Genomic DNA, 25,175 nt, shown 5'->3' with positions numbered 1-25,175 from the left:
ACGGCTCCGGAATTTATTGCATCGATGTGCCCGTGACGGGGCCTGCCTTGTAGTCGATATACGCGGTGTCGCGCAGTTCACGCAGCCAGTCGGCATATGCCTGTTCCGCCTTGCGCTGGCCGATGGCCTGACGCGCGAGATCCATCTGCTGCGCAACCGAGCCTTCCGCTTCGCGGCGGCCCAGCACCTGGATCAGGTGGTAGCCGTATTCGCTTCGCACGGGTTCGCTGATCTGGCCGTCCTGCAGCGAGTTCATCGCCCGCTCGAACTCGGGCACCGTTTCGCCCGGGCTGATCCAGCCGAGATCGCCGCCTTGCGACGACGAGCCGTCCTGCGAGTAGGTGCGCGCGAACTTGTCGAAATCGCCCTGGCCCGACCGGATGTCGCGCTTGATTTCGACCAGCTTCTCGCGTGCCTGCGGTTCCGACATGCCTTCGCCGACGCGCAGCAGGATGTGGCGCACGTGGGTCTGCACGAGCTTCGTCGAGTCGGCGGTCGTGGCGCCCTGGCCCGAACGGCGCTCGACGAGGCGCACGATCTCGAAGCCGTCGTTGGTGCGGATCACGGACGGATTGACCTGGCCCGGACGCAGCGTCGAAGCCGCCGTCACGAATTCAGCCGGCAGTTTCGACGGCGGCTGAAAGCCCATGTCGCCGCCCTTCGATGCGTCCGGCGCCTGCGAATTGGCCTTCGCGAGCCTTGCGAAGTTGCCGCCGTTCGATGCTTCCTGGAGCAGCGAATTCGCCTTGGCCTGAGCGGCCTCGATGTCCGTCTGCGATGCGTTGAGCGGCGCCTTCAGCAAGATGTGCTCGAAGTGCAGGTCGGACGTGAGACCGGCCGTCGGCCCGCGCTGGCTTGCAATGTAGTTCGCCACTTCGGCATCCGACACCGTGATCTTGCTGTCCACTTCCTTCTCGCGCAGACGCGACAGGATCAGCTCCGTCTTCGCGTCACCCGTGAAGGTCGTCCAGGGCACGCCTTGCGCCTCGATGCGCGCGCGGTACATTTCGAGCGGCATGTTGTTCGCCTGCGCGAGACGTTCGAGCGTGCGCTGCACCGTTGCGTCGTCGACGGTGATGCCGTCTTCGCGCGCTTTCTGCAGCTGGATGCGCTCCAGCACCATCTGGTTGAGCACCTGCTGACGCAGCTGATCGGCGGGCGGAATCGGCGCATGCTGCTGGTTCAGCCGCTTCGTGATCAGGCCGACGCGCATGTCCAGCTCGCGCTGCGTGATGACGCCGTTGTTGACGACAGCCGCGATCGTATCGACGGCTTGCGCGTTGTTGCCGCTATTGAGCGCCTGCGCGTGCGCCGGTGCCGCCAACAGAATGGATGCGGCCGCAGCGAGGCCGGTCGCGAACGTTGCCAGGCGAAGCTTTTTCATGATTGCCACAGATACTCCAATGATGTCGGGCACGCTCGGCCCGTCTGTCGACGTGAGTTGGCGCTTTGGCTGTCGGCTGGGGTCAGTGCTTTAGCACTCACTCCAGCCCCATGCAGAGCACCTACTCCCGTCCCATGCAACGTGGTTGCGGTCGACCTGGAATCGGCGCTTCAGCGCCTTACTCCGATCCTATGCAACACAGTTGCCTTTCCCTTCTGCGAACGACGCGGCATCCGTCATTCGCGATCCAGTCATTCGCGACCCGGTCACTCGTAGTTGTTGAACTGCGATTCGGGCGGCGGCGGAGGCGGCAGCGGCGTATAGCCCGCCACGCTCGCGCGGAACGCCGACATCAGCCCGTTGTCGACGCTCGACAGTCCCTTGAACGTCAACTGCGCAAGCACCCGCGTACCCGCCGACTGGCCGCCCGTCGAGTTGATCCCGTTTGCGTAGCGCTGGAAGCCGACGCCGAGCGTCCAGCAATCCGCGTCGTATTGCACGCCGAGCAGCGCGTCGACGGCGCGGTGTCCCTTCAGGTCGTAATTGATCCGCCCGACGCCGTAGAAGCGGTGCGTCAGCGGCCATTGGCCCGAGATCAGCAGCTGGTTGATCGGCTGGTTGTCCAGCGTCGTGTTGGCGCGCGTGTAGCGGTATCCGACGTTGATGACTTTGCCCGATTCCGGGCTGTATCCGAAGCCGACGCTGGTTTTGACCAGCTGGTTGTTGTCCGCATTATATTGGAACGCCGTTTCCGAGGCGAAACCGGCCCCGAGCTTCAGCGACGCGCCGAGAATCAGGTCCGAATGCGTCGCCTGTTCGGTCGTCTGCGACTGGTTCAGCGTCACGCGCTGATCGCGGAAATAGTACTGCTGCGCGATCACGAAGCGCGCGCGCTCGTCGCCCGTGGCCGGGTTCAGGAAACGCGTCGTCAGCGCGGCCGTCAGGCGGTTCGCATCGGCGATGCGGTCGTTGCCGACGAACGTGTTCGGCGTAAAGATTTCCGCGAGGCCGAAGTCCGACTCTGCCGTATCGAACAGCGGCGCGAAGTTCTGGTTGCGAAACGGCGTGTAGACGTAGTACAGACGCGGCTCCAGCGTCTGGATATAGTCCTCGCCGAAGATGCGCACCGAGCGGTCGAAGATCAGGCCGGTATCGAACGAGAACGTCGGCACCGACTCGGTGAAGTTCTTCGGCTGGCCGGCGGGCGCGCCCGTCCCGATGTTGCTCAGGTCGTACGACGCGAAGTGCCACTGCACCTTCGGCGTGACGAAGTAGCCCGGGCCGACGACGGAATACGACAGATACGGATTGAAGACGACGCGATCGCCTTCCGTCGCGTCCGCCGTCGTGATCCGGAAGCGCGTGTAGTCCGCTTCCGCGCCGAAGTCGAAGCCGCCGACGTTGTACTTCGTGTACTTCACGTTCAACTGCGGCTCGCGGCCGTACGGCGCGACGGACGGCGGCAGCGTCTGCCAGTGCTGCTCGCGCGCGAGCACGGACCACGGACCGTTGTTGTACGTGAGGCCCGCTTCCTGCTGATACAGCAGTTGCGTGCCGTTCAGGAACTGGTTCGTCGTCGACGACAGGTCTTCCGGATACGTGTTGTCCGAGACCTTGTTGTAGTAGATGTACCCGCCGAAGCCCGAACCGAAGTTCTGGTTGTGCTGGATGTACAGCGCGTAGCGGTTCGTCTTCGTGATCTTGTCGTCGGGCAGGAACTCGCCCGTGATCGACCCGCTATAGGTGGGCGACAGATAGCGGAAATTCGCTTGCGTCTGCACGCCGCGCTTCGACAGGATGCGCGGTGTCAGCGTCAGATCGCGGTTCGGCGCGATGTTGAAGTAGTACGGCAGCGACAGCTCGAAACCGTTGGTCGAACTGAGCGACGCCGTCGGCGGCAGCAGACCGCTGCGCCGCGCGCCCGACAGCGGGAACGACAGCCACGGGCTCGCGAACACGGGCACACCCTGGAAGAACAGCACGCCGTTGTGCGCGACGCCGTCGTCGGCGCCCGAATCGAAATCGAATTCGCTGCCCTTGATGTACCACGCGGGATCGTCGGTGCACTGGCACGCCGTGTACGTGCCGCGCGTGAACACCGAGCGCTCGTTGTCGAGCAGATCGACGCGTTCCGCGCTGCCCGAGCCGCCCGTCGCGTTGAAGCGATACTTCGGCGAAGTCATGAAGCCTTCGCTCGACTCCACCTTCATATGCGCTTCAGGCCCCGTAAACACGCTGCCGTTGCCCGACAGATGGACATTGCCGTACGCGTCGGCCATGTCCGTATCCTGATCGTAATGAAGCGCGTCCGCCTTGAGCGCCGAATAGCCGCGGCGGACTTCGGCCGAGCCTTTTGCGGCGATGTCCTGGTCGGTCGTGCCCGTCGTCGAGTCGCCGAGCACGAAGGTCGCGGGGCTCTGACCGTTGGGCGTCGGATGTTCTTCGAGTTGTGGAGCAAGCCGCAGGCCCCACGGCGCGTCTATCGGCTGCGCCTGCGCCGCCTCTCCCGCCAACTGCGCGTGCGAGAGCGCGGGCAGCAGGCCCGGCACGGCGACCAGCGCCGCTGCGAGCCGCCTTCTGCGCGGCAGGCCGTCAGAGGAGGGAGTGGTTGGGAAAAGCTTGTTAGGCGGCATGTATCGTTTGGCGTATCGGCTCTGCGGTCAGTTCATCCACCCGGTTCATCGATCACAAGCTGCCGCCTGTGCAGTCGGGCTTCGAATGCACAACTCTTGACGATTCATGCAGCGGTAAGGCGGGCGATCCGGGAGATGCGCGAGAACTGACGCGAGTCGCGTCAAAAAAGTCGTGGGGTATTATATGGCAAGACGTTGCCCACCCCGATTTTGTCACCAGCATTTCATGACGCTTCCCCCTGCTTCTTCCGCTTTTTCTGCCACCTCCGCTGCTTCGCGCGCGGATCACCGCCTCGATCTTCTGAGCGCCTGGCTGCGCACCCACGCCGACCGCTATGGACTCGAGCTCGCGACGCTCGCGCCCGCTTCCGCCGATGCCAGCTTTCGCCGCTATTTCCGCCTCGCGGGCAGCGGCGCTGACCTTGGCGCGAACGATCCGGCCGTCGCGACGGTCATCGCCGTCGATGCGCCGCCACCCGAAAAATGCCGTGAATTCGTCCAGGTCGCGGGTTTGCTGGCCGACGCGGGCGTGCATGTGCCGCGCGTGCTCGAAGTCGATTTCGATGCGGGCTTCATGCTCGTGACCGATCTGGGCACGCAGTCATATCTGGGCGCGCTCAAGGAAGGCAGCGCGGGCGACGCAAAAAAGCTGATGCGCGATGCGCTCGACGCGCTGATCCGCTGGCAGCTCGCCTCGCGCGAAGACGTGCTGCCGCCGTTCGACGAAGCGTTTCTGCGCCGCGAGATGGAGCTGATGCCCGAGTGGTTCATCGGCCGGCACCTGGGGCGCGAGGTCGACGACAACGCGCGCGGCGTGCTCGACCGCACATTCGCGCTGCTGATCGCGAGCGCGCGCGCGCAGCCGCAGGTCTTCATGCTGCGCGATTTCATGCCGCGCAACCTGATGATCGCGAGCCCGAACCCGGGCGTGCTCGACTTCCAGGACGCGGTGTACGGGCCGATCAGCTATGACGTCGCGTCGCTGCTTCGCGATGCGTTCATCAGCTGGGACGAAGAGTTCGAACTGGATTGCTTCGCGTACTACTGGGAGCGCGCGAAGAAGGCCGGCCTGCCCGTCGATGCCGATTTCGGCGAGTTCTATCGCCAGGTCGAATGGATGGGTCTGCAACGGCATATCAAGGTGCTCGGTCTTTTCTGCCGGATCAACTATCGCGACAGCAAGCCGCATTACATGGCCGACCTGCCGCGCTTCATCGGCTATGCGCGCAAGGTCGCGGAACGCTACCGGCCGCTCGCGCCGTTCGCGAAACTGCTCGATGACCTCGAAGGCCGCGCCGTCGATGTCGGCTACACCTTCTGACGCACGGGTGAACAACTTGAACAAAGCGATGATCTTCGCCGCCGGACGCGGCGAACGGATGCGTCCACTGACGGATGCCTGCCCGAAGCCGCTTTTGAAGGTCGGCGGCAAGGCGTTGGTCGAGTGGCAGATCGAGCGGCTCGCGCGCGCCGGCTTCACGACCGTCGTGATCAATCACGCTTGGCTCGGCGCGCAGATCGAAGCGGCGCTCGGCGACGGCTCGCAGTATGGCCTGTCGCTGCGCTATTCCGCCGAGCATGAAGCGCTGGAGACGGCGGGCGGCATTGCGCAGGCGCTGCCGCTGCTCGAAGACGCGGGCAAGCCCGAGGTGTTCGTGGCCGTCAGCGGCGACGTGTACGCGGACTTCGATTACGCGGCGCTGCGTGTGCATGCGGCGCGGCTTGCCGAGGCGGCTGATCCGGGCATGCATCTGGTGATGGTGCCCAATCCCGTGTTTCATCCGAACGGCGATTTCGCGCTGGACAGCGACGGTGTGTTGTCACTCGAAGGCGCGCCGCGCTATACGTTCGGCAACATCGGGCTCTATGACACGCGGATGTTTCGCGATCTCGCGCCGGGCACGCGTCGCGCGCTCACGCCGTATTATCGCGAGGCGATTGCGCAGAGGCGCGCAAGCGGCGAGCTTTATGAAGGGCTGTGGGAGAACGTCGGGACGCCGGCGCAGCTCGATGCGCTCGATCGGCAGCTGGTGGGGCAGAACGCGTAAGCGTTAGAAGAGCAGGCAAGCGACGCCCTCAGTGCGCCGCCCCGTTCCCCTGCTCTTCGACCGCTTCTTCGCCGTGCGCCGCGCGCTCCTGCTGCAACGCCCACATCTGCGCGAATAGCCCGCCCATCAAAATCAATTCAGCGAAAGTGCCGCGCTCGACGATGCGCCCCTTGTCCATCACGATGATCTGCTGCGCGTGCACGACCGTCGATAATCTGTGCGCGATGATGAGCGTCGTGCGTTCGCGCGCGATCTGATCGAGTTCGTGCTGGATCGCGCGCTCGGAGCGCGAATCGAGTGCGGACGTCGCTTCGTCGAAGAGCAGAATGGGCGGATTCTTCAGCACCGTGCGCGCGATCGCGACGCGCTGCTTCTCGCCGCCCGACAGCTTCAATCCCCGTTCGCCGACGGGCGTCTCATAGCCCTTCGGCAGGCTCTCGATGAACTCGTGTATGTGCGCCGCGCGCGCCGCCGCAATCACTTCGTCGCGTGTCGCCGTTGGACGGCCATACGCGATGTTGTAGTAGATCGTGTCGTTGAAGAGCACGGTGTCCTGCGGCACGATGCCGATCGACGCCCGCAACGAATCCTGCGTCACGTCGCGAATATCCTGTCCGTCGATGCGTATCGCACCACCCGTCGCGCGATCCAGATCGTAGAAGCGGAACAGCAGGCGAGCGAGCGTCGATTTGCCCGAGCCGCTGTGTCCGACCACAGCCGTCGTCGTGCCCGCCGGAATCGTGAAGCTCACGTCGTGCAAAATGGACCGCGACGGTTCATACGCAAAGTTCACGTGCTCGAAGCTGACCTGTGCGCCACGCACGGCGAGCGGCAACGCATCGGGCGCGTCAGGCACTTCGCGCGACGCGCCGAGCAACGTGAACATGCGATCCATGTCGGTGAGACTCTGCTTCAGCTCGCGATACACGACGCCGAGAAAATTCAGCGGAATGTAGAGCTGCAGCATGAACGTGTTGATCAGCACGAGATCGCCGAGCGTGAGGTGCCCCGCCATCACGCCTTGCGTCGCGCGCCACAGGATGAACACCAGCCCGGTGCCGATGATCGCCTGCTGCCCGAAGTTCAGCGCCGACAGCGAGTTCTGCGACTTGATCGCCGCCGCGCGATAGCGCTTCAGATTTTCGTCGTAGCGCATCGCTTCCCACTCTTCGTTGTTGAAGTACTTGACCGTCTCGTAGTTCAGCAGCGAGTCGATCGCGCGCGAGTTCGCCTTCGAATCGAGTTCGTTCATCGTGCGGCGAAAATGCGTGCGCCACTCAGTCACCTTGACGGTGTACGTGATGTAGGCGGCCAGCGCGACGAACGTGACGATCGCGTAATAAGCCTCGTACTTGACGACGAAAAAGCCCAGCACGAGACCGACTTCGACGAGCGTCGGCAGAATGCTGTACAGCGAGTACGAAATCAGTTGCGTGATGCCGCGCGTGCCGCGTTCGATGTCGCGCGACATGCCGCCCGTCTGCCGCTCCAGATGAAAACGCAGCGAAAGCGAATGCAGATGCCGGAACACTTTCAGCGCAAGCTGGCGCACCGCGCTCTCCGTCACCTTCGAGAAGAGCATCTCGCGCAGTTCGGTGAAGAGCGACGTCGACAGCCGCACGACGGCATACGCGACCACCAGCAGCCCGACGCCGCCGAGCAGCACGATGCCGGGCGCATTCGTCGCGCGCCCGAGCGCCGTCAGATGCTGCACCGACGCGAGACTGTCGACGATGCGCTTCATCACGATGGGAACGCCGAGGTTCGCAACCTTCGCGCCGATCAGGCAGCTGAGCGCCAGCACGACGCGCCACTTGTACGTCGCGAGGTACGGCAGCAGCGAGACGATCGTTTGCCAGTCGTTGCGCGGCTGGTTCGAGATCGGCGGCGGTTCGGACGAAGCGGAATAGCGACGCATGATTGTTTTGTGGGGGAGCCTGCACGCGTGACGCGTGACTGATGGGAAATGTGACGGGGGACGCGCCTGAAACGTCCAGAAGCGCCCCGGAGCCTGATGCGCTCCGGCACGCGCTTTCCCGTACAATTCCTGATTCGACAATATTGTCGCAGAAGCCGGCTGGCGCCGCTTTCACAGCGCTGACCCAGCGTCGTTTGCCGTTCCCGTCGTGCCGTTGTCGTGAGATCCGCCGCTGCCGCTGTCGGCCCAACTGATTTTTATGGATACCCCGATGACCCAGACTCTCCAACTTCCGCAGAAACCGTGCGCGCTACGCGTCGTTCCACAACCGTCGGATGCGAACGTCCACGGCGATGTGTTCGGCGGCTGGATCATGGCGCAGGTCGACATTGCCGGCTCGATTCCCGCGAGCCGCCGCGCGAACGGCCGCGTGGCGACAATCGCAGTCAATTCGTTCGTGTTCAAGCAGCCGGTGTTCGTCGGCGATCTGCTGACCTTTTACGCGGATATCGTGAAGACGGGCAACACGTCGGTCACAGTCGACGTCGAGGTCTACGCGCAGCGCATGAGCCTCGCGGAAGAAGTGGTGAAGGTCACGGAAGCGACCCTCACGTATGTCGCGACGGACAGCGACCGCCGTCCGCGCGCACTGCCTCAGCTGGACTGAGGTTCGAACATCGCGACGCCGCCTTGCATGGCGCCTCGCACGCTCACGCCTGGAAGCCGCGCGATCAGGCGTCCGCCGCGGCTACGTCCTCATTTTCCGCGGCATTGTCCGCGCTTCGCTGCAGCATGTCGGGAATCGCGTCGTGCGGCAGCGGCTTCGCAAAGAAGTAACCCTGCATCTCGTCGCACGCACGCTCCTTGAGGAAGTCGAGTTGCGTCGACGTCTCGACGCCTTCCGCGATCACCTGCAGATTCAGCGAGTGCGCCAGCGCGATGATCGCCGACGTGATCGTTTCATCGTCCGACGATTCGCCGATATCCGACACGAACGATCTGTCGATCTTCAAGCGGTCCACCGGGAAGCGCTTCAGATAGCTCAGGCTCGAATAGCCGGTGCCGAAGTCGTCGATGGCGAGACCGATGCCGAGCGCGTGCAGTTCGGTGAGCATCGTCACGGCTTCTTCGGCGTTGCGCATGATGGTGCTCTCGGTCAGTTCGAGCTCCAGATACTGCGGCTCAAGCCCAGTGTCGGCGAGCACCTGCGTCACGAGCTTCGCAATGTCGCGCTGCTGGAACTGCCGCGCCGACAAGTTTACCGACACGCGCGCGGCTGGCAGGCCTTCGTCCTGCCATGCCTTGTTCTGCCGGCACGCTTCGCGCAGCACCCATTCGGACAGCGGCCCGATCAGACCGCTTTCCTCGGCGACGGGAATGAACTGCGACGGCGGAATCAGACCGACCTCGGGATCGCGCCAGCGCACGAGCGCTTCCATGCCGACCACCTGGCCCGTTTCGATATCGACCTGCGGCTGATAGTGCAGCAGGAATTCGTTGTCGCGCAGCGCGCGGCGCAGACGCCGCTCCATGTTGAGCCGCGCGCCCGCCGACACGTTCATCTCCGGCTGATAGAACTGGAACGTGTTGCGGCCCATGTCCTTCGCGCGATACATCGCGAGATCGGCCTTCTTCATCAGCGTTTCGGCGTCGTCGCCGTCCTGCGGGAACAGGCTCGCGCCCATGCTGCACCCGACGTACAACTCCGTGCCGTCGAGCCACACCGGCTCAGAGATCGACGCACGCACGCGCTCCATCCACGCGATCAGCGACTGCTCGTCGACGGTATCCGTCATCACGATCACGAACTCGTCGCCGCCGTGACGCGCCACCGTATCGCTCGCACGCGCGCAACGCGCGAGACGGTCCGCGACCACCGACAACAGACGATCACCGACGCTGTGCCCGAGGCTGTCGTTGACGTTCTTGAAGCCGTCGAGATCGATGAACACGACGGCCACGCCCTTGTGATGCCGCTCCGCGACGATCAGCGCATGTTGCAGGCGGTCGCGCAGCAGATTGCGGTTCGGCAGCCGCGTGAGGCCGTCGTAGTTCGCCTGATATTCGAGCTGCTCCTGATAGCGGATCAGCGCCGTCACGTCGTTGATGACGGCGATGTGGTGCGTGGTCTGTCCGTCGGCATCGGGCACGGGCGCGATATACAGCTGATTCCAGAACAGCGCGCCGTCCTTGCGGTAATTGCGCAGCACCGCGCTCACCTCGCGGTTCGCCACGAGCGCCTGACGGATCGCGGCGATGCCGTCCTGATCGCGGTCGTCGCGCTGCAACAGGCGGCAGTCCTGGCCGATCACTTCCTGCGGATCGTAGCCCGTGATGCGCTTGAACGCCGGGTTCACGTATTCGATCAGATTGCCTTCGTTCGAAGGCGCGGTGATCAGAATCGCGTTGACGCTCGCATCGAGCGCGCGGCTTTGCAGACGCAGCGCGAGATCGGCACGCTTGCGCTCCGTGATGTCCGTGTACGAGCCGAGCACGCCGATCACGCGGCCCTCGCCGTCGGTGAACGGCAGCTTGCTCGTCATCGTCGTGCGATGCACGCCGTCGATCACCACGTCGACTTCGAAGTTCATCTTCGGCACGCCCGAGTTCATCACCTCCAGGTCGTGGCGATGCAGCTTGTCAGCGAACGCGCGCCACGGCATGTCCTCGTCGAGCTTGCCGATCACCTGCTCCGGGTACGCAAGCCCCGCATCGCGCGCGAACGCCATGTTGCAGCCGAGATAGCGCAAGTCCTTGCCCTTCCAGAAGATGCGCTGCGGGATGTTGTCGATCACCGTTTCGAGCATCTGGTTCGAGCGCTGCGCTTCGGCTTCGGCGTTGATCTGTTCGGTGACGTCGTCGGCGAGCACGAAGAGCGCGGGGCGGCCCACGAACGTCATCGCGTGATACGAGATGTCGGCGCTGATCAGCGAGCCGTCCTTGCGGCGGTGATGCCAGATGCCCGCCATCGTGCGCGGGCCACCCGGCGTCGCGTCGCTGCGCTGCAGATGCGAATCGAGCCGCGCGACCTCGGAACCCGGGCGGATGTCGCGGATCGTCATCGACAGGAAGTCGCTCTCCGTGTAGCCGTACTGCTGGACGGCCGCGGCGTTGACGGCGAGAAAGCGCAGCGTTTCGCGGTCGAAGATGTACATCGGCACGGGATGCTCTTCGAACAGCCCGCGAAACCGCTCGTCGTTGCGATGCAGCGCCTTCGCGATGCGCAGCTTTTCCCGCGCGACGTTTTCGCGCGCGCCGAACGTGTAGATCAGAAGCCCGCTGCCCGCGAGCAGCGTCGAGATGAGGACGAGCGTCGCGTACTGCGTGTCGCGCATCGATTCGTCGAGCGCCGCCTTCAGCGCACGGTCCTCCTCGTCGCGCAGCCGGCCGATGCGCTCGTCGATCTGGTCGGATTCCATGCCGAGGCGCGTGTAGGCTTGCGCCGCCCAGGCGCGCGTGTCGTCCGCTCCGGGCGCCATCGTCCCGTCGAGCGCGAGCGCGATGTCCTGCTGGAGACGGCTGCCATCGGCCGTGAGCCGGCCGAACTCGGCGGCGATCGCCGGTTCGCTCGCCAACTGGTCGCGCAGCGTCGTTTCGAGCTTCGCCAGCGTCACAGACATCGCCGATCCCGCATTCGCGGGCGCCGCCATGCCCCCCGCCTCGTAGCGGCCGAGCACGGACAGGCCGTGGTCGAGCGTCGCGCGATACGCTTCGAGATTCTCGCGAATGGCCGTCGAACGGACCGTTCGCTCATCGGCGTCGCGCTGTCCGCGAATCTGCGTGTACGCGACAAAGGCGTTCGCGCCGACAGCCGCGGCGACGACCGCCAGGTTGATCAGCAGCCGCTTCGATAGGAAAGAGATCATAGGTTCCGAACGTCGTTCGATCCTGCAGGCGATGCCCGCGAGGGAGCCGTTCACAGGCGGCGCACGCGGGCGCCCCGGACGAGAGACGCGTCGCCGGGCGCAGCGCTCTTACGCGCCATCTTTGGATAACGGCAGCGTTCGGAGGAGATTGAGTGTGAAAACGAAAAAATCTTTCGCGGGGATCAGCCGGCGAGACCGAATTCCTTCATCGCGGGCAGGAAATCGTGGTTGCTCGCGCTCTTGCGTGCCAGTTTGGCGAGCACGTAACGCTTGAACGGATCGAGCCGCGCCCAGTCGTCGACGCCCGGCGGGCTCAGGTTCGCGAGATTCGCCTGATGCAGCACGGTCTCGGGGACGGCTGCGGTGTCGCGCCACGCCGGGTTATCCTCGGGCGAGAACCACTCGGGCTCGACGTTCGCGTGCGTGCGCATCATTTCGAAGAGCGCGTGATCGAAGTTCGGCTCGATCGCGGTGTCTTCGTCGACGGGAAAACGCGCGAGCAGCGTGCGGTCTTCGTGCGGCAGCATCTGCCATTGTTCGAGCGAAATCCGCAGCCCGAAACGGTCGAGATTGAAGCGGACGACCATCGGGATAAATTTCAAATTCTCCGAAGATTCGATCTCGAAGTTGAACAGCAGCGGCGCATCATTGAGTCCCATAGCAGATTCCTCTTGTTCGGCGGCCAACGCGCTAAGCCGGTCTGAGGTATTTTAGAACCTTATTCGCGGCGCGGCGGCCCTGCCGTCGACTGCCGCCAACGCGGAGCAACCCTTTGCACGGCATGAGAGGAGCAGGCAGGTGAACGAACTGGAAACGGGCGAACAGCCGGGCGTCATCGAGCAATCGGTGCGCCGGCACCGCGGCCAAGCGGTAGAAATGGTCGAAACGGTCACCGATCATGTCGGCCAGGAGTGGCCCGTTGCGCTCGTCTTCAACGGCATCTCGCATGCGGTGATGATGTGCACGCCGCGCGATCTGGAGGAGTTCGCGGTCGGGTTTGCGATTTCGGAGGGGATCGTCGAGCGCGGCGCGCACATTCAGGACATCGAGGTCGAGTTCCGCGACGGCAAATTGCCCCACGCGGAAGTGCAGCTGACCGTCGTGCAGCAGGCATTCGTCGCGCTGAAGGAGAAGCGTCGCGCGCTGTCCGGGAGAACGGGCTGCGGCGTGTGCGGCATCGAAAGCATCGATCTGCTCGACCTGACGCCCGAACGCATACCCGACACCGGCTTTCTGCAACGGCTCGCGCCCGATGCGATCGCCCGCGCCGCGAAGGAGCTGCCCGCACATCAGGCGCTCACGAAGATGACGGGCGGCCTGCACGCCGCCGCGTGGTGCGATGCGACGGGCGCGATCCGCTATGCGTTCGAGGACGTCGGCCGCCACAACGCGCTCGACAAGCTGATCGGCCGGCTCGTGCTGGACCGCGTCGATACGACGGACGGCTTCGTGTTCCTGTCGAGCCGCGCGAGCTACGAGCTGGTGCGCAAGGCCGCGCGCGTCGACATTCCGATGGTCGCGACCATTTCAGCGCCTTCGTCGCTCGCGATCACGATTGCGCGCGAAGCGGGCGTGCGGCTCGTGAGCTTCTGCCGCGAGTCGAGTTACGTCGATTACGACACCGTCTGACGACGGCTCGCGAACGCGGCCCCGTTCAGTCGAACTGCCGGAAGTCCGGCTTGCGCTTCTCGAAGAACGCGTTGAACGCTTCCTTCGCCTCGGGCGCGAGCAGCATCTTCGCGAAGTGCACGGCCTCGTCGGTCATCTGCGCGCGCAGTTCGTGCTGCGCGGCGCGCTTCATCAACTGCTTGGTCACGCGCAGCGACGATGCGGGCAGCGCGGCCAGCTTCTGCGCCTGTTTCATCGCGAACGCATCCACTTCGGCCGCGGGCAGCAGGCGGTTCACGAAGCCCATGCGCTGCGCTTCCTTCGCGTCGAACGCTTCGCCGAGCATCAGCTTTTCGGCGGCCGCCTGATAGCCGGCGACGCGCTGCAACAGCAGCGACGACGCTGCTTCCGGACAGAGGCCCAGTTGCGCGAACGGCAGCGAGAACATCGCGGTGTCGGCCGCGTAGACGAAATCGCAATGCAACAGCAGCGTCGTGCCCACGCCGACGGCCGCGCCCGCCACCGACGCCACCAGCGGCTTTTCCGCCGCCGAGATCGCGCGCAGGAACTGGAACACGGGCGCGTCTTCGCTGACGGGCGGCTTTTTCAAGAAGTCTTCGAGATCGTTGCCCGCGCTGAAAATGCCGACGCTGCCGCGGATCAGGATCGCGCGCACCGAAGCGTCGTCTTGCGCCTGAACCAGCGCGTCGGCCATCGTCTGATACATCGCGGCCGTGATCGCGTTCTTCTTGTCGGGACGATTGAAGGCTATCGCCAGCACGTCGGCTGTGCGTTCGACCAGAATGTCCATCTTGTGACTCCTCGACGTCGTCGGTGTGTTGCACGTGCCAGGCGGACCGCCCGCATCAATGCGGCAAAGAGCGGCCCGCAGGCGATAGAGAACTAAGGGTGAACTACAGCCGCTCGATGATCCCCGCCGCGCCCATGCCCGTCCCGACGCACATGGTCACCATCCCGTACTTCAGATTGCGCCGGCGCAGTCCATGCACGACGGTTGCAGCACGAATCGCACCCGTCGCGCCGAGCGGATGACCGAGCGCGATCGCGCCGCCGAGCGGATTGATCTTTGACGGATCGAGGCCGAGATCGTTGATCACGGCGAGCGATTGCGCTGCAAACGCCTCGTTCAGCTCGATCCAGTCGATATCGTCCTGCCTGAGACCCGCAGCTTTGAGCGCAGCGGGAATCGCTTCCTTCGGACCGATGCCCATGATCTCCGGCGGCACGCCACGCACGGCGAAGCTGACGAAGCGCGCGAGCGGCGTCAGGTTGAACTGCTTCAGGATCTTTTCCGACACGACGATCAGCGCGCCCGCGCCATCCGACGTCTGCGAGCTGTTGCCCGCCGTCACCGAGCCCTTGTTCGCGAACACGGTGCGCAGCTTCGCGAGACCTTCCATCGACGTATCGGCGCGCGGGCCTTCGTCGAGCTTCACTTCGCGCGTCTTCACGTTGATCTCGCCCGTCGCCAGATCGGGAAAGCGCTCGGTGAGCATGTACGGCGCGATCTCGTCGTTGAACTCGCCCGACTGCTGCGCGGCGATCGCCTTGCGGTGCGATTCGACGGAGAACTGGTCCTGCTGCTCGCGGCTCACCTTCCAGCGCTCCGCGACTTTCTCTGCCGTGAGGCCCATCCCGTAGGCGATGCCGACGTCCTCATTGCGGTCGAAGATATGCGGCGACAGCGACGGCTTGTTGCCCATCATCGGCACCATGCTCATCGATTCGCAGCCGCCCGCGATCATCACGTCCGATTCGCCGACGCGAATGCGGTCCGCCGCCATCGCGAGCGCCGTCACGCCCGATGCGCAGAAACGGTTCACCGTCACGCCGCCGACCGTGCTCGGCAGACCCGCCAGCAACGCGCCCATCCGCGCGACGTTGAGCCCCTGCTCGGCTTCGGGAATCGCGCAGCCGACGATCGCGTCTTCGATCAGCGACGTATCGAGGCCGGGCACCTGCGCGACAGCCGATCGGATCGCGTGCACCAGCAGTTCGTCGGGGCGCGTGTTCTTGAACATTCCGCGCGGCGCCTTGCCGATCGGCGTGCGGCTCGCGGCGACGATATAGGCGTCCTGCAATTGCTTTGTCATTTGAAGCTCCTTTGTCGACCAGAGTTGGTGCTTTAGCTGTCGGCTGGAGTTGGTGCTTTAGCAGTTACTCCAGCCTCATGCAGAGCACCTACTCTGGTCCCATGCAACCTTGTTGCGGTCGACCAGAGTTGACGCTTTGGCTGTCGGCTGGAGATGGTGCTTTAGCAGTTACTCCAGCCCCATGCAGAGCACCTACTCCGATCCCATGCATAGAGGGATGCGGTCTGCCCGCAACTCAGTTGCGCACCGGCTTGCCCGTTTGCAGCATGCCCATGATCCGTTCCTGCGTCTTCTGCGTGCCGAGCAGTTCGACGAACGCGCGACGCTCGAGCGTCAGCAGCCATTCTTCGTCGACGAAGCTGCCCGCCTCGACATCGCCGCCGCACACCGCTTCCGCGATGCGGCTCGCGATCAGGTAATCGTGGTCGCTGATAAAGCGGCCGTCGCGCATGTTGACGAGCGACGCCTTGATCGTCGAAATCGCCGAGCGGCCGGCGACGGGCACCTGCGTCACGCGCAGCGGCGGACGATAACCCGCGGCGGCGAGCGCGCGCGCTTCCTTCTTCGCGGTGTCGAGCAGTTCGAAGACGTTGAAGACGATCGCGTCCGACGGCTTCAGATAACCCATCGCGCGGGCGTCGAGCGCGGAGCCCGAGACCTTTGCCATCGCCGCGTTTTCGAACGGCTTTTGCAGGAACTTCAGCAGATCGTTCGTCGCACCGGCTTGCGCGGCCGCTTCTGCGGCACGCAATGCGGCTTCCTTCAGGCCGCCACCCGCCGGCACGAGGCCGACGCCCACTTCGACGAGGCCGATATAGCTCTCGATATGCGCAACGCGCTTCGCGCTGTGCAGCACCAGCTCGCAACCGCCGCCGAGCGCGATGCCCGACACGGCCGCGACCACAGGCACGTTCGAATACTTGACGCGCAGCATGCCCTGCTGGAACTTCTTCACGAACGGCTCGATGCCCTTCGCGCCGCCCATCATGAATGCGGGCATCGCTTCTTCGAGATTCGCGCCCGCCGAGAAAGGACCGCCCGGCGCGCCGAGCTTCAGCGATGTCGGCTGCCAGATCACGACGGCCTTGTAGTCCTGCTCGGCGACATCGATGGCCTGCACGAGGCCGTCGATCACCGACGGCCCGATCGTGTTCATCTTGCTCTTGAACGACACGATCAGGACGTCGTTCTCACCCGCGCGATCGTCGACCCACGCGCGCACGGCATCCGTTTCGAACGCGGTCTTGCCGTAGGTCTTCGGATCGACGCCAGTTTCGCCCGCGAGCGGGGCGCGGAATACCTGCTTGTCGTACACGGACAGCGACGAGCGCGGCACGAAGCGCGTTTCAGCCGGCGACCACGAACCTTCGTTCGTATGCACGCCGCCGTGTTCGGCGACGGGGCCTTCGAGCACCCACGCGGGCAGCGGCGCATTCGACAGTGCCTTGCCCGTCGCGATGTCTTCCTGCACCCACGCGGCGACCTGCTTCCAGCCCGCCGTCTGCCAGCCCTCGAACGGGCCTTCGTTCCAGCCGAAACCCCAGCGGATCGCGAGATCGACGTCGCGCGCATTGTCGGCGATCGACTCCAGATGCACGGCGATGTAATGGAACACGTCGCGGAAGATCGCCCACAGGAACTGCGCCTGCGGATGCTGCGTTTCGCGCAGAAGCTTCAGACGCTCGGCGGGCGGGCGCTTGAGAATCCGGCCGACCAGTTCGTCGGCCTTCGCGCCGCCGTCGACATAGCCGCCCGTCTTCGCGTCGAGCACCTTGATCGCCTTGCCTTCCTTCCGGTAGAAACCCGCACCCGTCTTCTGGCCGAGCGCGCCCTGCTTCACGAGACCGGCGAGCACGGCGGGCGTTTCGTAGACCGGGAAGAACGGATCGTCCGCGAGATTGTCCTGCATCGTCTTGATCACGTGCGCCATCGTGTCGAGACCCACGACGTCCGCCGTGCGGAACGTCGCCGACTTCGCGCGGCCGAGGCGGCTGCCCGTCAGATCGTCGACTTCATCGAAGCGCAGGCCGAACTTCGCGGCCTCCGCGATCACGGCGAGAATCGAGAAAACGCCGACGCGGTTCGCGATGAAGTTCGGCGTGTCCTTCGCGCGCACGACGCCCTTGCCGACGACGCTCGTCAGGAACGTTTCGAGCTGATCGAGAATTTCCGGGCGCGTCGCCGTGGTCGGGATCAGCTCGACCAGATGCATGTAGCGCGGCGGATTGAAGAAGTGCACGCCGCAGAAGCGCGCCTTCAGTTCGTCGGAGAAGCCGTTCGACAATTCCGTGATCGACAGGCCCGAAGTGTTCGTCGCGAAGATCGCATTCGCGCCGATGTGCGGCGCCACTTTCTTGTAGAGATCGTGCTTCCAGTCCATGCGTTCGGCGATCGCTTCGATCACCACGTCGCACTCGGCGAGCTTCCCGATGTCGTCGTCGTAGTTGGCGGGCTGGATGTATTGCGCGTCGTCCTTCACGCCGAACGGCGCCGGCGACAGCTTCCTCAGGTTCTCGATCGCCTTCAATGCGATGCCGTTCTTCGGGCCTTCCTTTGCAGGCAGGTCGAACAGCAGCACGGGCACTCTGGCGTTGATCAGGTGCGCAGCGATCTGCGCGCCCATCACGCCGGCGCCGAGCACGGCGACCTTGCGAATGATCAGATTGCTCACGTCGTTCCTCCGGGAGAGTTATGCGGTGTCGCGAGTGGCCGCGTGAAGGCGCACGTAGCCTCCTTGACGCGGCGTGTGTGAGAGAGAGGAGCGGCGGCGCATGGCGTGACAAGCGATGCGACGCCCGCGATGGCTTTAGAACAGCGCTTCGTCGATGTCCATCAACGTCTTCGAGCCGGCGCGCGCGGCGCGGATCATCGAGGCCGTTTCGGGCAGCAGCTTCGCGAAATAGAAACGCGCGGTCGCGAGCTTCGACTTGTAGAACGGATCGCCGGACGCTTCGTTGTCGAGCGCGATGCGCGCCATGCGGGCCCAGAAGTACGAGAACACCAGATGGCCGACGGTGCGCAGATACGGCACGGCCGCCGCGCCCACTTCGTCCGGGTTCTGCATCGCCTTCATGCCGATTTCCATCGTCAGCTTCTGGACCTTGTCGCCGATATCCGCGAGCGGATTGACGAACTCCTGCATCTCCGGCTTGATCCCTTCGGCTTCGACGAAATCCGTCACCAGCTTGCCGAACTTCTTGAGCCTGGCGCCCATGTCGCCGAGCACCTTGCGGCCCAGCAGGTCGAGCGACTGAACCGTGTTCGTGCCTTCGTAGATCATGTTGATCCGCGCGTCGCGCACGTACTGCTCCATGCCCCATTCGGCGATATAGCCGTGGCCGCCGAACACCTGCATCGCGAGGTTCGTGCCTTCGAACGCGTTGTCCGACAGGAACGCCTTCAGGATCGGTGTGAGCAGCGCGACGAGATCGGCGGCTTCCTTGCGCACCGCTTCGTCTTCGTGCGACAGCTCTTTGTCGATGTGCAGCGCCGACCAGTACGAGAACGCGCGCGCGCCTTCCGCGTACGCCTTCTGCGTGAGCAGCATGCGGCGCACGTCCGGGTGGACGATGATCGGGTCGGCGGCCTTTTCGGGCGCCTTCGGGCCCGACAGCGAGCGCATCTGCAGACGCTCCTTCGCATACGCGAGCGAGTTCTGGTACGCGACTTCTGTCAGGCCAAGGCTCTGCATGCCGACGCCCAGGCGCGCCGCGTTCATCATCACGAACATCGCGTTGAGGCCTTTATTCGGCTCGCCGACCATCCAGCCCTTCGCGTTGTCGAGATTGATGACGCACGTCGCGTTGCCGTGAATGCCCATCTTGTTTTCGATCGAGCCGCACTTCACGCCATTGCGCGCGCCCGGGTTGCCGCTCGCGTCCGGCACGAACTTCGGCACGATGAAAAGCGAGATGCCCTTCGTGCCGTTCGGCGCATCGGGAAGACGCGCGAGCACGAGGTGAACGATGTTGTCGGCGAGATCGTGTTCGCCGCTGGAGATGAAGATCTTCGTGCCGCTGATCGCGTACCAGCCGTCGCCATTCGGCTCGGCCTTCGTGCGCAGGATGCCCAAGTCGGTGCCGCAATGCGGCTCGGTCAGGCACATCGTGCCCGTCCATTGACCCGACACGAGCTTCGGCAGATACGCCTGTTGCAGTTCCGGCGTGCCGTGCGCGTGCAGGCACTCGTACGCGCCGTGCGACAGGCCGGGGTACATCGTCCACGCCTGGTTCGCCGAATTCAGCATCTCGTAGAGCGCGTTGTTGACGAACGCGGGCAGGCCCTGGCCGCCGTACTCGGGATCGCAGCCGAGCGCGGGCCAGCCCGCCTCGACGTACTGCCGATACGCCTCCTTGAAACCCTTCGGCGTGGTGACGACGCCATCGCCTTCGTACTTGCAGCCTTCCTGATCGCCGCTCAGGTTCAGCGGGAAGACCACTTCCGAACAGAATTTTCCGGCTTCCTCGAGCACCTGATTGATCGTTTCGGCATCGAGATCCGCGTGCCTGGGCATCTGCTTGATCTCGGCTTCGACGTTCAGCAGCTCGTGCAATACGAATTGCATGTCGCGCAGCGGCGCGGCGTACTGTCCCATGAGTCTCTCCAGTCAATCCAAAGGTTAGGGTCTGTTCACGCTAATAACGGGCTTGCGAACGTGCCTTGCCGGCTGCAGTGCAAGAAGCAAGGAGCGCCGTTTGGCCGAGCCAGACAAGCGACGCGCGACGCCGCAATGCGGCCGGCAAGGCGCGTTCCCCTGATTTGAAAAAATCATTTGAGGGGCTGGCCACCAGAAGGGCCGAACGCCGCGTCATACTCCTCGCGAATACGTCGAGTATTCGCTTCCGTCGCGATCCTTGCGCTCGGCCCTTCTGGCGGCCAGCGCAAGCCCGTTATTAGCGTGAACAGGCCCTAGCTCGAGCGTGGCAGCCAGCCTCCCGCCGTTTGGATCCGATGGACCCAGCCAGTCCCGCTAGCGGCTCGTGCTCTCGCTCTGACGCGAAACAATCAGTTTTTCCAGCGCGGCCCACGTGAGGCGCACAGCATCGGGCAGATGCAGAAAGCGTGCGTCGTGATGCAGACCGAGCGTGAAGCTATACAGTTCGAAGAGCATCAGCTGCGAGTCCGTATCTGCGCGCAGATGCCCTTCTTCGATTGCCTGCGAAATGGCTCGCGTGAGCGCCGCGCGCCACATCTGCACGCTCGCCACCAGCTGCTCGCGCACCGCGCTGTCCGCGCGATCGTCGTACTCGACCGCGCCGCTGATGTAGATGCACCCAGTCGTGACTTCCTGGACACGCTTCTCGATCCAGCGCGAGAGCATCGCGCGCAAGCGGGGCAAGCCACGTGGCTCGCGCAGACTCGGGAAAAACACCTCGTCTTCAAAACGACGGTGGTATTCGCGCACGACTTCGACCTGCAAGTCCTCGCGCGACCCGAAATGCGCGAACACTCCGCTCTTGCTCATCTGCATGCGTTCGGCCAGCAGGCCAATCGTCAGACCTTCCAGTCCGTCGCGGCTTGCCAGATCGAGTGCTGCATCGAGAATCGCGGCTCGCGTTTGTTCGCCTTTTCGCATAGCTGTGTACCGTCTGATTTGATCGAAAGGAAAAATCGAACGGTCGTACCATTATTGGGGGTGACCGTCCGCGAAACAAGGAATTTATTAGAAACGGGTTTCTAACGACGCTTCGATTTTCCGTCATTCGTCTATAGGACGATGCGGAATTTTTAGAATCATTTACCGGAACTGGTCTGAGTTGTCTCCAATTTGTGTTTTCTGAGCGCTGTGGATCGTATTTTGTCCGCGCTTTTTTGTTCTTTCCAGCCTGTCGTCCGATCGTTCGTCTAGTCGTAGCCGCCGACCGTCAGCAGCTTCATCGCCAGCCGATAGGTGTTATACGCGAGCCAGTTGAGCAGCCGCTCGCCGGCGGGACGCGACTCGTAGTGCTTTTCGTCGATGCGGCGCGATTCGTCGAACGCCGCCAGGATCGCGTCGCGCAACCGGTCGATCTCGGGATGAAGCACGAGCACGACATTGGCTTCGTTGTTCAGCACGAGGCTCAGCGCGTCGAGGTTCGACGAGCCGACCGTGCCCCAATTCGAATCGACGACGGCCACCTTGCCGTGGAGCATGGTCCTTTCGTACTCGGCGATCTTCACGCCTGCCTTCAGCAGCGAGCGGTACAGGAACGGCACCGCGTAATCGAGCGCGGCAAACTCTTTTCTGCCGATCACGAGACGCACGTCGACGCCGCGCTGCGCCGCGAAGATCAGCGCGCGCCGCAGCTTGCGGCCGGGCATGAAGTACGGATTGGCGAGCAGCACTTCGGAGCGCGCCTGGCCGATCGCCGTCAGATACGCCTTCTCGATCGCGCGCCGGTTGACGAAGTTGTCGCGCGCGACGAACGCGACGCACGGCTCGGCCATCGCGCGCATGTCAGCAGTGCGGGCGCTCCTCGTGCTCTGGCGCGCGCGCACAAAGCGCGCGGTCGCCGCACGCGGCGTCGAGGCGCCGATGGGTGGCGGCGTCAGCGCGGGCCGGTGGCCGATGCGGATGCGCTCCCATTGCACGTCGAATGCTTCGAGCACGTCGGCCACCACGGGCCCTTGCAGCTCGACGGCAAAATCCCAGCGCGGATAAGGCAGGCGCATGCCGTTCTGATCGTAGTCGTCGACGATGTTGATGCCGCCGCACCATGCAAACGCGTCGTCGACCACGGCGAGCTTGCGATGCGTGCGCGAGAATCCGAAGCGGCCAAACAGATGCGGGTTGTAGATGCGATGCTCGACGCCCGCCATCGTCCAGTCGTTGAACATCGCGAGGCGCTCGGTGCCGATGCCGTCGGTAATCACGCGCACGCGCACGCCGCGCGACGCGGCCCGTATCAGCGCATCGGAGACGGGACGGCCCGCCGCGTCGTCGCAGAAGATATAGGTTTCCAGCGCAACGTCGCGTTGCGCGGCGTCGATGCGCTCGACCAGCGACGCAAAGAACGGCTCGCCCTCGGTGAACAGGCGAATCTCGTTGCCGGCACAAAAACGATACCTGGACCAGTAGCGCCGACCGGGCAGATGCTGGGTCAGTCGCGCAAAGCGGCGGCCGCCGCCGCTCATCGGCAACGCTCCTTCACGCGTTGCGGCAATTGCAGGATCGCGTCGCGATTGGACCACGAGAAGCAGCGCTCGGCGGCCTCTTGCCAGCGCAGCCACAGATGCGCGGTATGTTCGAGCGGCGCGAGCGTCACTTCGAGACGCTCAGGCACTTGCAGGCTGAACCAGTGCTCGATGTTGTGCGTGACGCCTTCCGCATAGCGATGGCGCCACGTCGAAAAGATCTCGAACTCGATGTGATGATGCCAGTCGACGAGCGCGTCACTTGGCACGAGATCGCCGCCGATCACAATGCCCGTCTCTTCTGCCACTTCGCGGATGGCTGTTTCCGCGATCGGCTCGTCGACGCGCTCTTTCGAGCCCGTCACCGATTGCCAGAACCCCTCGCGGTCGGCTCGTTCGATAAGCAGCACGTCGAGCTCGGGCGTGTGAATGACGACGAGTACGGATTCCGGAATCTTTGGCGGTTTCGGCATGGTGATAAAGCGGCGCGGGAGTCGCGCGATCGCATGTCGGAAGGCGTAGCTTTCAGTGACTGTAACGCAAAAAACGAAAAAGGCGCATCACGCGCCTTCTTCGTTCGTTGTTTCGCGCACCCGCCGTTGTTTTAGCGGCGCGGCGCGCTAACCGTCACATTTACGCCTTCTGCTCGGGCTGACGCAGACGGATGTGCAGCTCGCGCAGCTGGCGCTCGTCGACTTCGCTCGGCGCCTGCGTGAGCAGATCCTGCGCGCGCTGCGTCTTCGGGAACGCGATCACGTCGCGGATCGAATCGGCGCCCGCCATCATCGTGACGATGCGGTCCAGACCGAATGCGATGCCACCGTGCGGGGGCGCGCCGTATTGCAGCGCGTCCAGCAGGAAGCCGAACTTCGCGCGCGCTTCTTCCGCACCGATCTTCAGCGCGCGGAACACCTTGCTCTGCACGTCTTCCTGGAAGATACGCACCGAACCGCCACCGATTTCCCAGCCGTTCAGCACGATGTCGTATGCCTTTGCGAGGCAGCGGCCCGGGTCCGTTTCCAGATATTCGAGGTGCTCGTCCTTCGGGCTCGTGAACGGGTGGTGAGCGGCGACGTAGCGGCTTTCCTCTTCGTCGTACTCGAACATCGGGAAGTCGACGACCCACAGCGGCTTCCAGCCCGCTTCGACGAGACCGTTCGCCTTGCCGAACTCCGAGTGGCCGATCTTCAGGCGCAGCGCGCCGAGGCTATCGTTCACGACCTTCGCGCGATCCGCCGCGAAGAAGATGATGTCGCCGTCCTTCGCGCCCGTGCGCTCGATGATGGCCGCAATCGCCGCGTCGTGCAGGTTCTTCACGATCGGGCTTTGCAGGCCGTCACGGCCCTTCGCCACTTCGTTGACCTTGATCCACGCGAGACCCTTCGCACCGTAGATGCGCACGAATTCCGTGTAGCTGTCGATATCGCCACGCGACAGCTCGCCGCCCTTCGGCACGCGCAGCGCCGCGACGCGGCCGTCCTTCGTGTTGGCCGGTGTGCTGAACACCTTGAAGTCGACGTCCTTCATCGCGTCCGTCAGTTCCGTGAACTCGAGCTTCACGCGCAGGTCCGGCTTGTCCGAGCCGAAGCGGCGCATCGCGTCCGCGTACTGCATCACGGTGAACTTCGCGTCCAGCTCGACGCCGATCGTTTCCTTGAACACATGGCGCGTCATGTCTTCGAACAGATCGCGGATTTCCTGCTCGTTCAGGAACGACGTTTCGCAGTCGATCTGCGTGAATTCCGGCTGACGGTCGGCGCGCAGGTCTTCGTCGCGGAAGCACTTGGTGATCTGGTAGTAACGGTCGAAGTTCGCGACCATCAAGAGCTGCTTGAAGAGCTGCGGCGACTGCGGCAGCGCGAAGAACTGGCCAGCGTTCACACGCGACGGCACCAGATAGTCGCGCGCGCCTTCCGGAGTGCTCTTGGTCAGCATCGGCGTTTCGATGTCGATGAAGCCGCGCGAATCGAGGTACTTGCGCACTTCCATCGCGACGCGATAGCGCAGGCGCAGGTTGTGCTGCATCTGCGGACGGCGCAGGTCGAGCACGCGATGCGTGAGGCGCGTGGTTTCCGACAGGTTGTCGTCGTCGAGCTGGAACGGCGGCGTGACGGATGCGTTCAGCACGGTCAGCTCGTGGCACAGCACTTCGATCTTGCCGCTCTTCAAGCCGGCGTTCGTCGTGCCTTCCGGACGATTGCGAACCGCACCCTTCACCTTGACGCAGAATTCATTGCGCACGCCTTCGGCCGTCTTGAACATCTCAGCGCGGTCCGGGTCGCAGACGACCTGAACGAGGCCTTCGCGATCGCGCAGGTCGATGAAGATAACGCCGCCATGGTCGCGGCGCCGGCTCACCCAGCCGCACAGCGACACGGTTTGCCCCAGGAGGTGTTCGGTCACCAGACCGCAGTATTCAGATCTCATCGACATGATGTTTGTCTTTCGTTTTGCATGGGTTGAACGGCGCGCGCCAAACGGATGTCCGAGT

Annotated in this window: 17 protein-coding genes; 4 read left to right on the top strand and 13 right to left on the bottom strand. The window is 64.0% G+C overall.

The window, feature by feature from the left end; all coding sequences use genetic code 11:
* Positions 1-13: 13 nt before the first annotated feature.
* A complete protein-coding gene (locus GCT13_RS03935) occupies positions 14-1,393 on the bottom strand; it encodes a peptidylprolyl isomerase (protein ID WP_321574175.1) in 1,380 nt (459 codons plus the stop codon).
* A gap of 257 nt (positions 1,394-1,650) precedes the next feature.
* Positions 1,651-4,017 (bottom strand): LPS-assembly protein LptD, encoded by a 2,367-nt coding sequence (locus GCT13_RS03930; RefSeq protein ID WP_152755451.1) that lies wholly within the window; start codon positions 4,015-4,017, stop codon positions 1,651-1,653.
* A 226-nt stretch (positions 4,018-4,243) separates the two neighbouring features.
* On the opposite strand from GCT13_RS03930, the gene GCT13_RS03925 reads away from it, so the two are divergent.
* Positions 4,244-5,338, top strand: coding sequence for an aminoglycoside phosphotransferase family protein (locus tag GCT13_RS03925; protein ID WP_152755450.1), 1,095 nt, complete (start codon positions 4,244-4,246; stop codon positions 5,336-5,338).
* A 28-nt stretch (positions 5,339-5,366) separates the two neighbouring features.
* Positions 5,367-6,065, top strand: a complete 699-nt coding sequence (murU, locus tag GCT13_RS03920) for an N-acetylmuramate alpha-1-phosphate uridylyltransferase MurU (protein WP_152755641.1) — start codon at positions 5,367-5,369, stop codon at positions 6,063-6,065.
* 28 nt (positions 6,066-6,093) lie between these two features.
* Here murU and GCT13_RS03915 read toward each other — a convergent pair whose 3' ends face one another.
* Complete coding sequence (locus GCT13_RS03915) at positions 6,094-7,983, bottom strand: ABCB family ABC transporter ATP-binding protein/permease (protein WP_152755449.1); 1,890 nt, start codon at positions 7,981-7,983, stop codon at positions 6,094-6,096.
* 271 nt (positions 7,984-8,254) lie between these two features.
* Here GCT13_RS03915 and GCT13_RS03910 point away from each other — a divergent pair, with 271 nt between their 5' ends.
* Positions 8,255-8,650: an acyl-CoA thioesterase gene (locus GCT13_RS03910; RefSeq protein ID WP_152755448.1), complete on the top strand. Its 396-nt coding sequence runs from the start codon at positions 8,255-8,257 to the stop codon at positions 8,648-8,650.
* A gap of 64 nt (positions 8,651-8,714) precedes the next feature.
* Here the strand turns inward: GCT13_RS03910 and GCT13_RS03905 are convergent, their stop codons facing one another.
* The gene (locus GCT13_RS03905) at positions 8,715-11,849 is read right to left on the bottom strand and encodes a sensor domain-containing protein (protein ID WP_152755447.1); all 3,135 of its coding nucleotides are present in this window, start codon (positions 11,847-11,849) and stop codon (positions 8,715-8,717) included.
* A 182-nt stretch (positions 11,850-12,031) separates the two neighbouring features.
* The gene (locus tag GCT13_RS03900) at positions 12,032-12,508 is read right to left on the bottom strand and encodes a nitrate reductase associated protein (protein ID WP_152755446.1); all 477 of its coding nucleotides are present in this window, start codon (positions 12,506-12,508) and stop codon (positions 12,032-12,034) included.
* Between the two features lie 139 nt (positions 12,509-12,647).
* Here GCT13_RS03900 and fdhD point away from each other — a divergent pair, with 139 nt between their 5' ends.
* Positions 12,648-13,478 (top strand): formate dehydrogenase accessory sulfurtransferase FdhD, encoded by an 831-nt coding sequence (gene fdhD, locus GCT13_RS03895; protein WP_321574174.1) that lies wholly within the window; start codon positions 12,648-12,650, stop codon positions 13,476-13,478.
* Between the two features lie 25 nt (positions 13,479-13,503).
* Here fdhD and GCT13_RS03890 read toward each other — a convergent pair whose 3' ends face one another.
* From GCT13_RS03890 to aspS, 8 genes are all read right to left on the bottom strand, one after another.
* On the bottom strand, positions 13,504-14,268 hold the full coding sequence (locus GCT13_RS03890; RefSeq protein ID WP_152755444.1) for an enoyl-CoA hydratase: 765 nt from the start codon (positions 14,266-14,268) through the stop codon (positions 13,504-13,506).
* A gap of 103 nt (positions 14,269-14,371) precedes the next feature.
* Entirely contained in the window at positions 14,372-15,571 is a 1,200-nt protein-coding gene (locus tag GCT13_RS03885; RefSeq protein WP_152755443.1) for an acetyl-CoA C-acyltransferase, read from the bottom strand.
* A gap of 235 nt (positions 15,572-15,806) precedes the next feature.
* The gene (locus GCT13_RS03880; protein ID WP_321574173.1) at positions 15,807-18,242 is read right to left on the bottom strand and encodes a 3-hydroxyacyl-CoA dehydrogenase/enoyl-CoA hydratase family protein; all 2,436 of its coding nucleotides are present in this window, start codon (positions 18,240-18,242) and stop codon (positions 15,807-15,809) included.
* A 135-nt stretch (positions 18,243-18,377) separates the two neighbouring features.
* On the bottom strand, positions 18,378-20,165 hold the full coding sequence (locus GCT13_RS03875) for an acyl-CoA dehydrogenase C-terminal domain-containing protein (protein WP_152755442.1): 1,788 nt from the start codon (positions 20,163-20,165) through the stop codon (positions 18,378-18,380).
* 375 nt (positions 20,166-20,540) lie between these two features.
* Complete coding sequence (locus GCT13_RS03870; RefSeq protein WP_087734085.1) at positions 20,541-21,146, bottom strand: TetR/AcrR family transcriptional regulator; 606 nt, start codon at positions 21,144-21,146, stop codon at positions 20,541-20,543.
* 269 nt (positions 21,147-21,415) lie between these two features.
* Positions 21,416-22,684, bottom strand: coding sequence for a cardiolipin synthase ClsB (clsB, locus tag GCT13_RS03865; RefSeq protein WP_152755441.1), 1,269 nt, complete (start codon positions 22,682-22,684; stop codon positions 21,416-21,418).
* Positions 22,681-23,157, bottom strand: coding sequence for a dihydroneopterin triphosphate diphosphatase (nudB, locus tag GCT13_RS03860; RefSeq protein WP_152755440.1), 477 nt, complete (start codon positions 23,155-23,157; stop codon positions 22,681-22,683). The genes clsB and nudB overlap by 4 nt, the downstream gene beginning before the upstream one ends.
* A gap of 160 nt (positions 23,158-23,317) precedes the next feature.
* Complete coding sequence (gene aspS, locus GCT13_RS03855; protein WP_152755439.1) at positions 23,318-25,117, bottom strand: aspartate--tRNA ligase; 1,800 nt, start codon at positions 25,115-25,117, stop codon at positions 23,318-23,320.
* Positions 25,118-25,175: the final 58 nt, after the last annotated feature.

The organism is Paraburkholderia franconis (genome assembly GCF_009362735.1).
In the GTDB taxonomy this organism is placed as follows: Bacteria; Pseudomonadota; Gammaproteobacteria; order Burkholderiales; family Burkholderiaceae; genus Paraburkholderia; species Paraburkholderia franconis.
Note: the sequence above shows the minus strand (reverse complement) of the source record. Positions and strands in the feature narration are given on the sequence as shown.

Coding starts and splice junctions, on each gene's coding strand:
- GCT13_RS03905 (WP_152755447.1), bottom strand. CDS start 11,849: ATGATCTCTTTCCTATCGAAGCGGCTGCTGATCAACCTGGCGGTCGTC.
- GCT13_RS03885 (WP_152755443.1), bottom strand. CDS start 15,571: ATGACAAAGCAATTGCAGGACGCCTATATCGTCGCCGCGAGCCGCACG.
- GCT13_RS03875 (WP_152755442.1), bottom strand. CDS start 20,165: ATGGGACAGTACGCCGCGCCGCTGCGCGACATGCAATTCGTATTGCAC.
- nudB (WP_152755440.1), bottom strand. CDS start 23,157: ATGCCGAAACCGCCAAAGATTCCGGAATCCGTACTCGTCGTCATTCAC.
- clsB (WP_152755441.1), bottom strand. CDS start 22,684: ATGAGCGGCGGCGGCCGCCGCTTTGCGCGACTGACCCAGCATCTGCCC.
- GCT13_RS03890 (WP_152755444.1), bottom strand. CDS start 14,268: ATGGACATTCTGGTCGAACGCACAGCCGACGTGCTGGCGATAGCCTTC.
- murU (WP_152755641.1), top strand. CDS start 5,367: ATGATCTTCGCCGCCGGACGCGGCGAACGGATGCGTCCACTGACGGAT.
- GCT13_RS03870 (WP_087734085.1), bottom strand. CDS start 21,146: ATGCGAAAAGGCGAACAAACGCGAGCCGCGATTCTCGATGCAGCACTC.
- GCT13_RS03930 (WP_152755451.1), bottom strand. CDS start 4,017: ATGCCGCCTAACAAGCTTTTCCCAACCACTCCCTCCTCTGACGGCCTG.
- aspS (WP_152755439.1), bottom strand. CDS start 25,117: ATGTCGATGAGATCTGAATACTGCGGTCTGGTGACCGAACACCTCCTG.
- GCT13_RS03925 (WP_152755450.1), top strand. CDS start 4,244: ATGACGCTTCCCCCTGCTTCTTCCGCTTTTTCTGCCACCTCCGCTGCT.
- GCT13_RS03915 (WP_152755449.1), bottom strand. CDS start 7,983: ATGCGTCGCTATTCCGCTTCGTCCGAACCGCCGCCGATCTCGAACCAG.
- GCT13_RS03910 (WP_152755448.1), top strand. CDS start 8,255: ATGACCCAGACTCTCCAACTTCCGCAGAAACCGTGCGCGCTACGCGTC.
- GCT13_RS03900 (WP_152755446.1), bottom strand. CDS start 12,508: ATGGGACTCAATGATGCGCCGCTGCTGTTCAACTTCGAGATCGAATCT.